At 73.0% G+C, this 15,241-nt stretch carries 2 protein-coding genes and 1 pseudogene; all 3 read right to left on the reverse strand.

What is annotated here, in order from left to right; all coding sequences use genetic code 11:
* Nucleotides 1-9,143 (reverse strand): annotated as a pseudogene (locus tag ACFC8N_RS48085) (type I polyketide synthase); the annotation flags it as partial.
* Between the two features lie 290 nt (nt 9,144-9,433).
* Nucleotides 9,434-10,294, reverse strand: coding sequence for a 1,4-dihydroxy-6-naphthoate synthase (locus ACFC8N_RS48090; protein WP_356039893.1), 861 nt, complete (start codon nt 10,292-10,294; stop codon nt 9,434-9,436).
* A gap of 122 nt (nt 10,295-10,416) precedes the next feature.
* Nucleotides 10,417-15,241: SDR family NAD(P)-dependent oxidoreductase (locus ACFC8N_RS48095; protein WP_376296012.1), on the reverse strand; the 4,825-nt coding region annotated here is incomplete at its 5' end.

Below are 15,241 nucleotides of genomic sequence, written 5' to 3' on the forward strand. Positions count from 1 at the left end.
AACACCACAAACGCACTCAAATCCCAACCACGCGTCAACTCATCCAAATACACCGCACCCCACCCCTTCGCCCCCACCACCCGCGACACATGAGCGGCGTCGACAGCGTCGAGGGGCTTGTAGTCGGGGACGCCCGCGGCATGGAAGACCGCACTGACACGGTGGCGCGAGAGCAGGTCGGCGACCGCTGTCCGGTCGGACACGTCGCAGGCCTCCAGGCTCACGTGTTGCGCTCCCAAGTCGCGCAGGTCTGCGACGAGTTCGTCGGCGCCGGGTGCGTCGGCCCCCTGGCGGCTGGTGAGGACCAGGTCGGTGGCCCCACGCCGGACGAGCCAGCGTGCGACATGTGCGCCGAGAGCACCCGTGCCACCGGTGACCAGGACCTTCCCTCCGGGCTTCCAGCCCTGGTCCGTGGGCTGCCGCGCCGGCTCCTGCCTGAGCCTGCGGGCATGGATCCGGCCGTCGCGGAGGGCGAGTTGATCCTCCACGGAGGAGGTGAGTGCCGACGCGAGGAGTCCGGCGGTGTCCTCGTCCGGCACCTCCGGCAGATCGACAAGGCCGCCCCAACGGTCGGGGTGCTCCAACGCGGCCACACGTCCCAGTCCCCAGACGGCCGCCTGCTCGGCGCGCAGCGGACCGTCGTCCTCCAGGTGGTCGATACGGACCGCTCCTCGGGTCACCAGCCAGACGGGCCCGTCGACTTCCGCGTCACCTGTCGCCTGGGTGGCGACGAGCGCCTGCACGACCGTGTCGCACAGGACGACGACTCCGGCGAGCCGCGTGCCCGGAACGGCGGTGGCGACGGCTCGCGCGAGTTCCGCACGGTCCGGCTCGTCGGGGAGGGACAGAAGCAGGTGTTCGGGCAGAGCGGCGGTGATGGTCTCCAGATGAGCCGACTGCCCCGCCGAGTGGAGCACCAGCCACGGCCCGGAGCGGCCGACACCCGGCGTAAGAGCGACCTCTTGCCAGTCGACGCGGTACTGCCAGCCGTCCACCTCGGCGCGCACGATGCGGTCCCGACGCCGGGTCGCGAGCCCTGCCAGCACCTTCTGGACGACGTCCTCGCCCACGTTCAGGCTGTCCGCCAGCTCGCGTGCTTCCTCGGGTTCGGTCGGCTCCCAGAGTTCGACGTCGCGCACGACCTCGCTGCGCTTGGTCTGCGGCCAGAACCGCTCACGCTGGAAGGCGTAGGTCGGCAGGTCGACATCGACCATGGAGTGCTGACCGAGCACCGCCGTCCAGTCGACGAAGACGCCCGCTGTGTATCCGGCGGCGACGCACACGACGACGGTCTCCACCTCGCTCCTGTCCTTGCGGAGCATCGGTACGAACAGGGCGTCACCGGCGTCGTCATCCGGAACGCAGCTCTGCGCGAGGGCGGTGAGGGTGCCGTCAGGTCCGATCTCCAGGAAACGCGTCACACCCTCGGCGGCCAGCGCAGCCACGCCATCGGCGAAACGGACCGCCTCACGGACGTGCCGTACCCAGTAGTCGGCCGACGCCAACTCGCCATCCACGGCGAGGCGTCCGGTCACGTTCGACACGACCGGGATCGACGCGGTGCCGTACCCGATGCCCTCCGCCACATCACGGAACGCGTCCAGCATCGGCTCCATCAACGGCGAGTGGAACGCATGCGAGACCCGCAGACGCGACGTACGCCGACCCTGCGCCTTCAGCTCCTCCGCAACCTCGACCACGGCCGACTCGGCACCCGCAATCACCACCGCCCGGGGGCCGTTGACCGCGGCGATCGACACCTCGTCCGCACGGCCCTCCAGCAGAGGCAGCACCTCGTCCTCGGCGACTTCCACCGCCACCATCACACCGCCGACGGGCAGTTCCTGCATCAGCCGGCCACGAGCCGCCACCAGGGCGCAGGCGTCCTCCAGCGACAACACACCCGCCACATGCGCGGCAGCGATCTCACCGATCGAGTGCCCGATCAGGAAGTCCGGACGTACCCCGAACGACTCCACCAGACGGAACAACGCCACCTCGACCGCGAACAACGCGGGCTGCGTCCACTCCGTACGATCCAGCCGCCCCGCATCCTCCCCGAAGACCACATCACGCAACTCCGCGCCCACACATACGCACACGGCGTCGAAGGCGTCCGCGAACACCGGGAACGCCTCGTACAACTCACGCCCCATCCCCAACCGCTGCGCACCCTGACCCGAGAACAGGAACGCCGTCTTGCCGGAGTCCGCTGCCGTGGCCTGTACCAGGTTCGCCGCGGGATCTCCGACGGCCAGGCAGTTGAGGCCGGCCAGCAGTTCCGCACGATCACGGCCGTGAATGACGGCTCGGTACTCGAACGGCGTCCGGGTGGTGACCAGAGCGCTCGCCACAGCGGCGGGTGTGAGGTCGGTGTTCGTCTGCGCGTAGGCATGCAGGCGGGTGGCTTGGGAGCGCAGGGCGTCAGGAGTGCGCCCCGACAGCACCCACGGCACCACCGGCAAACTCGGCCCCTCGTCCACCTCCGCCGTCTCTTCGGGTGCCTGCTCCAGGATGACGTGCGCATTCGTACCGCTGAGACCGAACGACGACACACCCGCACGCCGCACCCGCCCAGCGTCCCCCATCCACGCCTGGCTCTCGGTCAGCAGGCGTACGTCCCCCGCCGACCAGTCCACATGCGACGACGGCTCACCCACATGCAACGTCGCCGGCAACACACCGTGCCGCAACGCCTCCACCATCTTGATCACACCGGCCACACCCGCAGCAGCCTGGGTGTGACCGATGTTCGACTTCACCGACCCCAGCCACAACGGACGCTCCCCCTCACGCCCCTGCCCATACGTCGCCAGCAGCGCCTGCGCCTCGATCGGGTCACCCAACTTCGTACCCGTACCGTGCGCCTCCACCACATCCACATCAGCCGCCGACACACCAGCCGCCTCCAGCGCAGCCCGGATCACCCGCTGCTGCGACGGACCGTTCGGAGCCGTCAGACCATTCGACGCACCATCCTGATTCACCGCCGAACCCCGCACCACCGCCAGCACACGACGACCCGCCGCAACAGCATCCGACAGCCGCTCCACCAGCAGCACACCCACACCCTCACCCCAGCCGGTACCGTCCGCCTCCTCCGCGAACGCCTTGCACCGACCATCACCCGCCAGACCACCCTGACGACCGAACTCCTCGAAAGCAGACGGAGTTGACATCACGGTGACGCCTGCGACAAGGGCCTTCGAGCACTCGCCCGCGCGCAGGGACTGCGCCGCCAGATGCAGCGCCACCAACGAGGACGAGCAAGCCGTGTCGACCGTGACCGCCGGACCCTCCAGACCCAGCACATACGACACCCGACCCGACGCCACACTCGCCGCATTACCCGTACCGACATACCCCCCGAAGTCACCCTCCGACAAACTCAACAACGCCGGATAATCCTGACCGTTCGTCCCCGCGAACACACCCGTACGACTCCCCCGCAACGACCGCGGATCCATCCCCGCCCGCTCCACCGCCTCCCACGACGTCTCCAACAACAACCGCTGCTGCGGATCCATCGCCAACGCCTCACGCGGCGACACCCCGAAGAACTCCGCATCAAAACCACCCACACCCGACAGGAACCCACCCTGTCGGGTGTACGTCGATGTGCCGGTGCCGGTGCCGTTCAGGTCGTCGAAGGTGGTGAGGTTGTCCCAGCCACGGTCGGTGGGGAAGGCGCCGATGGCGTCCTCGCCCTGCACGAGGAGTTCCCAGAACTGTTCGGGGGTCTCCACGCCGCCCGGGAAGCGGCAGCCCATGCCGATGATCGCGATGGGATCGTCGGCGAGCGCGGCGGACTCGGAGAGGCTGGCGGCGGTGACGCCCATCCCGGTGAACGGGCCTGTGGTCGGCGTGAGTTCGGTCAGGAGGAGTTCCGTGACCGCTTCGAGCGTGGGGTGGTCGAAGACCAGGGTCGCGGGCAGGCGTACGCCGGTCGCGTGGCTGAGGGCGTTGCGCAGTTCCAGCGCGGTCAGGGAATCGAGGCCCAGCTGGGTGAACGGCGTGTCGGGGCGGATCCGGGTGTCGGAAGCGTGCCCGAGCACGCCGGCCAGAGTGGTCCGCACGAGGGTGTTCACCGCCTCCCGGCGGCCGGACTCGGGCAGGGCGAGGAGACCCAGCGGGGAGGCGGCGGGGTGTGCCGCTGACGCGGCCTCGCGCAGAGTACGGCGACCCGTGAGGGAACGCAGCAGCGGGGGCAGCCGGTCGGCGGCCCGGCGCAGTGCGGCGCGGTCCAGGCGGAGCGGGAGTGGTGGGCCGTCGGTGTGGGTCAGGGCGCGGTCGAAGAGGGCGAGGGCGTCGTCGGTGGGCAGCGCGCCGATGCCGTTGCGGGTGGCGCGGCCCTGCGCAGCGTCGGCGAGCGCGCTGGTCATGGCGCTGTCGGCCGCCCACAGGCCCCAGGCCATGGACACCGCCGGGCGCCCGTCCGCGCGCAGCCGGGTGGCGAAGGCGTCGAGGAAGGCGTTCGCGGCGACGTAGTTGCCCTGCCCGGGCCCGGCGAAGGTGGCGGCGGCCGAGGAGTACAGCACGAACGCCGACAGATCGAGGTGCTGGGTGAGTTCGTGGAGGTGGACCGCCGCGTCGATCTTGGATCGCAGCACCGAGGCGAGTCGCTCAGGGGTGAGGGAGGTCACGACGCCGTCGTCCAGCGTGCCGGCGGCATGGACCACGGCGCCCAGCGGGTGCTCGGGTGAGATGTCGCGGAGGACGTCGGCGAGGGCGTCCCGGTCGGCCGCGTCGCAGCTCACGACGGTGGCTCGGGCGCCGAGGGCGGCGAGTTCGTCGACCAGTTCGGCCGCGCCCGGTGTCTGCGGGCCGCGCCGGGTGACGAGCAGCAGGTGCCGTACGCCGTGCCGGGTCGCCAGGTGCCGGGCGGTGGCGGAGCCCACGGTTCCGGTACCGCCCGTCACGAGTACGGTCCGGTCCTCGGGGAAAGCGGGGAAGCCGGGGAAGGCGGGTGCGGTGGGTCCCTGTCCGACGGGCGTGGCCAGGGCGAGTCTCGGTGCGAGCAACTTCCCGTCGCGGAGGGCGAGTTCGTCGCTCTCGTGGCGTGTCGCAGCGCTGAGCTGGTCCTCGGTGGGAGTCGTGTCGCTGTCGAGGAGCAGGATCCGTCCGGGGTTCTCCGACGCGGCCGACTTCAGCAGTCCGCGCACGGTCGCGGCGGGCAGGTCGGTGACGCTCTCGCCGGGGCGCGCGGCGACCGCGCCACGCGTGAGCAGCAGCAGACGTGACTGGTCGGCGCGAGCGTCGGTGAGCCACTGCTGAACGAGGGAGAGTGCTCGCTGCGCCGCGGCGTGCACGTCGGGTACGAGTCCGGCGTCGCTTTCGGTGTGGGCCGTGTGCCAGGGAACGACGACCAGGTCGGCGTGCGGGGTGTCCGAGGTGGCTGACAGGGCGGCCTGGAGCTCGTCCGGGCTCCACTGGACCGAGGTCCCGAGCGGCTCCCGCTCGCTGCCGGCCTCGGCAGCGGTCCAGGTGACGGTGTAGAGGTCGCTGCCACGGCCCTGGACGGAACCGGGGAGCCGGTCCATGTCGAAGGGCAGCACGGTGACCGTCGAGGCGGTCAGCACGGGGACGCCTGTGCCGTCGAGCAGCCGGAGTTCGCATTCCGTCGTCGAGCGCGCAACGATGTGCAGACGCACGCTCGCGGCGGCACGCGCGTGCAGGGTGAGCCCGGACCAGCTCACGAGATGCGGCACGGGCCGGCCGGCTGCCGTGAGCATGAGCAGGGCGCAGTCCAGGAGGGCGGGGTGCACGGCGAACCTGGCGGCCTCGGCCTCCGCCGTCTCCGGCAGGGCGGCCTCGGCGAAGACCTCGTCTCCCCGGCGCCAGGCTGCTGTCAGCACCTGTGAGCCGGGCAGGTCCAGGTTTGCGTACACCTCGTCCGGGTCGACCGGCACGGCCCCGGGCGGAGGCCAGGCCATGCCGGCGGCGTCGGCGTCGGGTTCCGTACCGGCCGGATCTTCGAGGCCGCCGACCAGCGTGCCGTGGGCGTGGCGGGTCCAGGGCTGGGCGTCGTCGGACGGGCCGGCGTCCGGGTCGTACGGCCGTGCGTACAGGGCGAAGGTCCAGCGCTGCTCGCCGGGGACCGCCTCGGTGACCGTCTGGATCTCGATCTCCCCGGTCGTGGGGAGCGGCAGCGGCGTGTCGACGCGCAGTTCGGCGAGGTGGTGGGCGCCGAGGGTGCGTCCGGTGTGGAGAGCCAGGTCGGTGAGGACGGAGGCGGCCACGAGGGAGCCGCCGCCGGTGGCGAGGTCGCCGAGCCAGGGCTGGATGCGCGGGGAGAGACGTCCCGTGGCCACCACGGTGGTGGAGTCGGCGAGGCCGATTCCGGCCGAGAGCAGTGGGTGTTCTCCTCGGCGTCCGGCACGGTCCGCGACGGGATCGAGCCAGTAGCGCTGCCGCTGGAAGGGGTACGTGGGCAGCTGCGCCCACCCGTACGTGTCGGGCAGGAGTACGTTCCAGTCGACGTGCCTGCCGGACGCGTGCAGCGCGGCCAGCGCCGCCAGCGTCGTGTGAGGTTCGTCCCGGTCCTTGCGGAGCGTCGGAACGAACAGAGCGTCTTCGCCGCCGTCTCCGAGAGCGGTGCGTGCGAGCGCGGTGAGGGTGCCGTCAGGGCCGATCTCCAGGAAACGTGTCACGCCCTGCGCCGCGAGTGCACTCACCCCGTCGGCGAAGCGGACGGCCTCACGGACATGCCGTACCCAGTAGTCGGCCGACGCCAACTCGCCGTCTGCGGCGAGGCGTCCGGTCACGTTCGACACGACCGGGATCGACGTAGTGCCGTAACTGATGTCCACCGCCACGTCACGGAACGCGTCGAGCATCGGCTCCATCAACGGCGAGTGGAAGGCGTGCGAGACCCGCAGACGCGACGTACGCCGACCCTGCTTCTTGAGCTCTCGAACGACGGGCTCGACAGCGGTCTCGACACCGGCGATCACCACCGCCCGGGGGCCGTTGACCGCTGCGATCGACACCTCACCCGCACGGCCCTCCAGCAGAGGCAGCACCTCGTCCTCGGCGGCTTCCACCGCCACCATCACACCGCCGGCGGGCAGTTCCTGCATCAGCCGGCCACGAGCCACCACCAGAGCGCAGGCATCCTCCAGCGACAACACACCCGCCACATGCGCGGCAGCAATCTCACCGATCGAATGCCCGATCAGGACATCCGGACGTACCCCGAACGACTCCACCAGCCGGAACAGCGCCACCTCGACCGCGAACAACGCGGGCTGCGTCCACTCCGTACGATCCAGCCGCCCCGCGTCCTCCCCGAAGACCACATCACGCAACTCCGCGCCCACGTAAGCACACACCGCGTCGAAAGCCTCCGCGAACACCGGGAAGCTCTCGTACAACTCACGCCCCATCCCCAACCGCTGCGCACCCTGACCCGAGAACAGGAACGCCGTCTTGCCGCCGCGTCGGGCGGTCGCGGTGATGACGTCGGGCGATGTGCCGTTGTCGACAAGGGTGTTGAGGCCTGCGGTGAGGGTGTCGCGGTCGGTGCCGAGGACGACGGCGCGGTGTTCGAACAGGGAGCGACCGAGGGTCAGTGTGCGGGCGACGGCGAGGTCGTCCGTGTCCGGGTGCGTGGCGAGGTGGTCGAGCAGGGCGGTGGCCTGGGCCCTCAGGGCGTCGGCGGTGCGGGCGGAGAGGGTCCAGGGGACGACCGGCGGCGGTGTGGGTTCGGCGGTCGGGGCGGTGTCTTCCGGTTCTGCCGCGCCGGTCGTCTCGGCCTCGGTCGGCGGGGTCTCTTCCAGGATGACGTGGGCATTGGTGCCGGAGACGCCGAACGCGGAGACGCCGACGCGGCGGGGCCGGTCGGTGGGCGGCCAGGCAACCGGTTCGGTGAGGAGGCGTACGTTGCCCTCGGTCCAGTCGACCTTGGTCGTGGGGGTGTCGACGTGCAGGGTGCGGGGCAGTCGGGCATGGCGCAGGGCCATGACCATCTTGATGATTCCGCCGACGCCGGCGGCGGCCTGGGTGTGGCCGATGTTGGATTTCAGCGAACCGAGCCAGAGCGGGCGGTCCGCGGCGCGGTCCTGGCCGTAGGTCGCCAGGAGTGCCTGGGCCTCGATGGGGTCGCCGAGGGTGGTGCCGGTGCCGTGCGCCTCGACGGCGTCGACGTCGGCCGGGGCGAGTCCGGCGGAGGCCAGCGCCTGGCGGATGACGCGCTGCTGGGAGGGGCCGTTGGGGGCGGTGAGGCCGCTGCTCGCGCCGTCCTGGTTGACGGCGGAGCCGCGGACGACCGCGAGCACGGGATGGCCGTTGCGGCGGGCGTCGGAGAGGCGTTCGAGGAGGAGGACGCCCGCGCCCTCGCCCCAGCCGGTGCCGTCGGTGGCGTCGGCGAAGGACTTGCAGCGGCCGTCGGGCGCGAGTCCGCGCTGTCGGCTGAACTCCAGGAAGGTGACCGGGGTCGACATGAAGGCGACTCCACCGGCGAGGGCGAGGTCGCACTCGCCCTGGCGCAGGGACTGCACCGCGAGGTGGAGGGCGACGAGGGAGGAGGAGCAGGCGGTGTCCACCGTGACGGCGGGGCCCTCGAAGCCGAAGGTGTAGGAGACGCGGCCCGAGGCGATGCTCGCGGCGCTGCCGTTGCCGAGGTAGCCCTCGACGCCGGGGGGCGGCTCCGGGAACCGGGTGGCGTAGTCGTTGTACATGACTCCGGCGAACACGCCGGTGGCGCTGCCGCGCAGGTCGGCCGGGCGCAGGCCGGCGCGCTCCAGGGATTCCCAGACGGTTTCGAGGAGGAGGCGCTGCTGGGGGTCGGTGGCGAGGGCCTCGCGCGGTGACATGCCGAAGAAGGCGGGGTCGAAGTCGGCGGCGTCGTGAAGGAAGCCGCCTTCCCGGGTGTAGGAGGTGCCGGCGTGGGCGGGGTCGGGGTCGTAGAGGGCGTCGAGGTCCCAGCCTCGGTTGTCCGGGAAGGCGGAGATGCCGTCGGTGCCCGTGTCGACGAGGTGCCACAGATCCTCGGGGGTGGTGACCCCGCCGGGGTAGCGGCAGCTCATGGACACGACGGCGATCGGTTCCGTGGCCCTGCCCTCGACCTGGCGCAGCCGGGTGCGGGTGCGCTGGAGGTCGGTGGAGACACGGGTCAGGAATTCGCGCAGCCTGTCCTCGCTCACGGAATCGGTCTCCCTTCGGCGGCGGGCGCGCTGGCCCGCCGTGGGGCGTGGGGCATCGGGTTGGCCCCGGCACCACGGGGTGCCGGGGCCGGGTGAGGGGCGGGCGGGTCGCCCGGTGGCCTCGCGGGGACCGGCCGCGGCGCTCCCGGTGCCGGGCCGGTCCCCTGGGCCGATTATGGGAAGCGCGCCGCCTCTTTCGGGCCGTGGGCGGGGGGCTCTAAGAGAACTTCTAGCGTTGCCGGGGCGGCCGGGGTCCGGCTGTCGCCGGGGTCGGCGGCGGGCGCCGTCGCTCAGAGGTGGAGGATCGTGTCCAGTGCGCCGTCGGCGGCACTTGGCAGCAGGCCGAGTTCGGCCGAGCGGTCGAGGAGGGTGCGTACGGCGTCCAGCCCCTCGGTTCCGAGGTCGGCGGTGAACTCGTTGACGTACAGGCCGATGTGCTGGTCGACGACGTCCGGCTCCATCTCCTGGGCGTGCCGAAGGACGTAGGCGCGGGAGGCGTCGGGGTCGCTCCAGGCCGCGCGGACGGAGGCGCGTACGGCGTGGGTGAGGCTGCGCAGCAGGGGTTCGCCCAGGGAGCGGCGGGCGACGATGGCGCCGAGCGGGATGGGCAGTGCGGTGTGCTTCTCCCACTCCTCGCCCATGTCGGCCGCGCAGTGCAGGCCGTAGCGGCCGTAGGTGAACCGGGCTTCGTGGATGACGAGTCCGGCGTCGACGGCGCCGTCCCGGACGGCGGGCATGATCTCGTGGAAGGGCAGGACGACGACCTCGCCGACGCCGCCCGGTATCGCGTCGGCCGCCCACAGCCGGAACAGCAGGTAGGCCGTGGACGTGGTGCTGGGCACCGCGACGCGGGCGCCGGCGAGGGCGGCCGGTTCGGTGGGCTCGGCGACCAGGAGGAGGGGGCCGCAGCCGCGGCCGAGCGCGCCGCCGCAGGGCAGCAGCGCGTAGTCGTCCAGGATGTGCGGCAGGACGCCGTAGGAGACCTTCAGGACGTCCAACTCGCCTTTCTGGGCGAGGCCGTTGGTGACGTCGATGTCGGCCAGGGTGAGCCGTGTCCCGGGGGCGTCGGGGAGCAGTCCCTCGGTCCAGGCGTGGAAGACGAACGTGTCGTTGGGGCAGGGCGAGTGCGCGAGGGTCAGCGGTGCCGTCATGGCGGATCCTTCCTTCGTGTCCGTGGTGGGGTGGCGGTGCCCTCGGCGGAGCCGTCGCCGGCGCGAGGGCCCTGCCCACCGTCAGGAGGGGCAGGGCCCTGGGCGCGGGACCGGGGTGCCGGTCAGGCGCCTCGGCCGGTGAGCCAGGCGTCGGTGGCCTCGGCGGTGGAGCGGGCGTGGTCCTCCATCATCGTGAAGTGGTTGCCGGGGACGTCGAGGACGGTGTGGGCCCGGCGCCAGGAGGTCTGCCACTCCTCGGGCCGCATCTCCTCACCGGGTTCCGCGGGTACGGGGGGCTCGCTGGAGCGCACCAGCAGCACGGGGCACTCCAGGGGGCCCGGCTCCCATTCCCCGATCATCGCGACGTACCAGCTCATCGCGGTGAGCCGGTCGGAGTCCATGTGCGCGAACAGGGACTCCCGTTCGAACATGCCGGCCAGCATCTGCTGGGAGAAGCGCAGGAACGGGGAGTCGGCGCGCGGCATGTAGGTGTCGAGCAGGACGACGGCGGCCGGTGCGGCGCCGCGCTCCTGCATCCGCCGGGCGGCGGACAGGGCGAGGACACCGCCGGAGGACGAGCCGAGCAGGACCGGCGGGGTGTCTCCCACGGTGCGGTGCACGGCGTCGGCGTGCAGGTCGGCGATGGCGTCGTGGGTGGCCGGCAGCGGCTCTCCGGTGCCGAAGCCCTGGGTGGGCAGGGCCCAGACGTCGCGCCGGCCGCGGAAGGCGGAGGCGAACCGGGCGTACTGGTGGACTCCGGCGAGGGCGACGTAGGAGCTGAAGCAGACCAGCGGTGCGGCGGTGTCACCGGCGGAGAGCCGGATCGCGCCGGGCAGGGCGGGCAGTTCGTCCGGTGCGGTGAAGGTGGGGCGCAGTCCGGCCGCCGCCTGGAGCAGGGTGAAGCCGTCGTCGACGCGGCCGTCGAGGCAGGCCTGCTTGAACAGTCCGCCGAGGGTGTCCTCGGCGCGGATGTCGGGCGTGCCCGCGGCCGGCCCCGGCCGACCGGTGTCCTGGGCCTGGGCGGCCTGCTCGCCGAGCCTGGCGTGCAGATGGGCGGCGAGGGCTTCGGGGGTGGCGTGGTCGAACAGCAGGGTCGGCGCCAGTTTCAGGCCGGTGGCGGTGGCGAGGTGGTTGCGGAGTTCGACCACGGTGAGGGAGTCGAAGCCCTGCTCGGTGAAGAGCCGGTCGGGCTCCACCTCGTCCGCGCTCGCGTGTCCGAGCACGATGGCGGCGAGGTCGCGCACCAGGCCGAGCAGCAGGGCGCGGCCCTCGTCGGGGGTGCGTCCGGCCAGGAGCGACGGGGCGGCCGCCGCGGACGGGCCGGCCACGGTCCGGCGCCGTGCCGTCGCGGTGGCCGGCCGCAGCATCGACCGGACCCCGGCCCGGCCCGCGCCGGTGGCGACGGCGATCACCGCGGGATCGGTGGTGGTGAGGGCGTCGTCGAGGAGGGCCAGGGCGTCCTCGGTGGTCAGGGGGCGCAGGCCGCCGCGGGCCAGTCGGCCGCGGTCCGCCTGTGACAGGCGGGCGGTCATGCCGCTGGAGTCGCCCCACAGTCCCCAGGCGACGGAGGCCGCGGGCAGGCCGAGTGAGCGCCTGAGGGCGGCGAGGCCGTCGAGGAAGGCGTTCGCCGCGGCGTAGTTGGCTTGGCCGGGAGCGCCGAAGGTGCCCGCCGCCGAGGAGAACAGCACGAACGCCGCCGGGTTGTGGGCCGTCGTGGCGTGGTGCAGGTGCCAGGCTCCGTCCGCCTTCGGGCGCAGCACCGTGTCGAAGCGGGCGCCGTCGAGCGCGGTGAGGACGGCGTCGTCGGTGACACCGGCCGCGTGGATCACTCCGGTCAGCGGGGTGTCGGCGGGCAGCCGGGTCAACAGCCGCTCCACGTCGGTCCGTTCGGCGATGTCACAGGCCTCCAGCCGGACTCGGGCGCCCAGTTCGGTCAGCTCGGCGACGAGGGTGTCCGCGCCGTCGGCGGCGGGGCCGCGCCGCCCGGCGAGCAGCAGGGAGCGCACGCCGTGCCGGGTGACCAGGTGGCGGGCGACCGCCCGGCCGAGGGTGCCGGTGGCGCCGGTGACGAGCACCGTTCCCGCCGCGAGGTCCGGCGTGGGGCCCGTGGCGGCGGGTGCGGCGTCGGGGTGCAGGACCTGTTCGGCGCGGACGGCGCTGTGCGGGCGCCCGGAGGCGATGGCGGCGGCCGACGCCGCGTCGTCGCCCTCGGTGTCGCCGGACAGGTCCACCAGCTGGAACCGGCCGGGGTGTTCGGCCTGTGCGGCGCGTACCAGGCCCCACAGGGCGGCACCGGTCACGTCCGGCAGGACCACGCCGGGGGCGTCGGTGTCCTGGCCGGCGGTCACCGCGGAGCGGGTGACGAACACCAGCCGGGCGTCGGCGTACCGCTCGTCGGCGAGCCAGCCGCACATCAGCTCGTGGGCGCGGGACAGGTGGCCGCGGACCGCCTCGGGCATGCCGTGGCCGTCGGGGTGGCGCGGCTCGGCGGCGACGATGACCACCTCGGGCATGGTCATGCCGGTGTCGACGGCCTTGCCGAGGGCTTCGAGGTCGGCGTAGGTCTCCAGGTGTACGCCGGCCGCGTCGAGGGCGGCGGCCACCCGGTCGTCGCCCTCGCCGAGGACGATCCAGCGCGCCGTGCGCGCGGCGGGCGGCTCGGGGGCCGGGCGGCTCTCCTGCCAGTCCAGGCGCAGCAGTTCGGGCCGGTCCGGCTCGGCGGCCGGGGCGGCGGCCACCGTGCGCAGGGTGATGGCGTCGGCGGTGGCGACGGCCCGCCCGCTGGTGTCGGTGACCAGGACCCGGTAGCCGTGGTCGTGGTCGGCCGGGGTCAGGCGCACCCGGAGCGCGGTCGCGCCGGTGGCGTGCACGGTCAGTCCCGTCCAGGCGAACGGCAGCATGGGCGCCGCGGCCTCGTCGTCGTCGCCCCTGCCGGGCCGTGCCACCAGGAGTGTCTGGACGGCCGCGTCGAGCAGCGCCGGGTGCAGCACGTGCCGTGCGGCGTCCTGCCGGTACGGCTCCGGCAGCGCGACCTCGGCGTACATCTCGTCGTCGCGCTCCCACACGGTGCCGAGGCCCTGGAAGCTCGGCCCGTACGTGAAGCCTGCGGCGGCGAAGGCCGCGTAGGGGTCCTGCTCGGAGACGACGGAGGCGTTCGGCGGGGGCCACGCGGTCAGGTCGTCGGCCGGTACGGACGGGGGTTGCGGGGCGAGGGTGCCCTGGGCGTGCCGCTGCCAGTCCCCGTCGCCCGTCCCGGGCCGCGACCACACGGCGAAGGCACGCCGTCCGTCGTCGGCGGCGTCGACGGTGACGTGGAGGTCCACGGCGCCTTCGGCGGGCACGACGAGCGGGCGGAGCAGGGTGAGTTCGCTCAGGTGGCCGCAGCCGGTGCGGTCGCCCACGTGCACGGCGAGGTCGAGGTATCCGGTGGCGGGCAGGATGACCTGGCCGAGGACGGTGTGGTCGGCGAGCCAGGGGTGGCTGCGCAGGGACAGCCGTCCGGTGAACAGGAGGTCGTCCGAGCCGGCGCGGGCGATCTCGGCCGCGAGGAACGGGTGCTGCGCCGCGCGCAGTCCGGCCGCGCCGGGATCCCCGGCGGGTGCCGCGGTCGGCAGCCAGAACCGCTGCCGCTGGAAGGCGTAGGTGGGCAGGTGCGTGGTGCGGGCGCCGGGCAGGAGCGCCGCCCAGTCGAGGTCGGTGCCGTGTGCGAACAGGGTGCCGACGGCCCGGAGCAGGCAGTCGGTCTCGGGCTTGTCCCGCAGGACGGCGGCCACGAGCACCGGCTCGTCCGCGGCGGCGGACTCCGTCTCGGCCAGGGCCGACTCGGCGAGCGTGGTGAGCGGGCCGTCCGGGCCGACCTCCAGGAAGCGGCGGGCGCCGAGGCCGTACAGCTGGGTCACGCAGTCGTGGAAGCGGACCGGCTCACGCACGTGCCGTACCCAGTACTCGGGGTCGGTGAGCCGGCCGGTGTCCGCCGTCCGGCCGGTCAGGGCGGAGACGACGGGCAGGTTCGGCTCGTTGTAGGTGATGCCGGTGGCGACGGCCCGGAAGTCGTCGAGCACCGGGTCCATCAGCGGGGAGTGGAAGGCGTGGCTGACCCGCAGCCGGGTGGTGCGCCGGCCGGCCGCCGAGAAGTGCTCGCAGATCCGGGCGACGGCCTCCTGCGTACCGGAGACGACGGTCGCGGCGGGCCCGTTGAGGGCGGCGATGCCGACTTCGTGCTCGTGTCCGGCGAGGAGCGGCAGCACCTCCTCCTCGCCGGCCCGGATCGACGCCATCGCACCGCCGGACGGGAGCGCCTGCATGAGGCGGCCGCGGGCGGCGACCAGGGCGCAGGCGTCGTCGAGGGAGAAGACCCCGGCGACGTGGGCGGCGGCGATCTCGCCGATGGAGTGTCCGGCGACGAAGTCCGGGCGTACGCCCCACGACTCCAGCAGCCGGTACAGGGCGACTTCGAAGGCGAACAGCGCGGGCTGGGCGTGCTCGGTGCGGTTCAGCAGCTCGGCGTCGTCGCCCAGGACCACCTCGCGCAGTCCGGGAACGCGCTCGCACACGGCGTCGAAGGTGTGCGCGAACACCGGGTGGGCGGCGTGCAGTTCGCGGCCCATGCCCGGACGCTGGGCGCCCTGCCCGGTGAAGAGGAACGCCGTGCGGCCGTTGCCGCGTGCGGTGCCGGTGACCGTGCCGGGCAGCGGCACGCCCTGGGCCAGCGCCGCGAGTTGGGCGGTGAGCCCGTCGCGGTCGGCGCCGACGAGGACGGCGCGCCGGGGGAACGGTGTCCGGGTGGTCGCCAGCGCCAACGCGGTGTCGGCGAGGTCGACTTCGGGGTGCTCTGTGACGTGGTCGAGCAGACGGGCGGCCTGGGCGCGCAGGGCGTCCCGGCTGCGTGCGGTGACGACCCAGGGAACGTACGAACCGTCCGCGACCGGGACGACAGAAGTGTCACCG

Source organism: Streptomyces sp. NPDC055966, from assembly GCF_042269865.1.
Classification (GTDB): Bacteria; Actinomycetota; Actinomycetes; order Streptomycetales; family Streptomycetaceae; genus Streptomyces.

Coding starts and splice junctions, on each gene's coding strand:
- ACFC8N_RS48090 (WP_356039893.1), bottom strand. CDS start 10,294: ATGACGGCACCGCTGACCCTCGCGCACTCGCCCTGCCCCAACGACACG.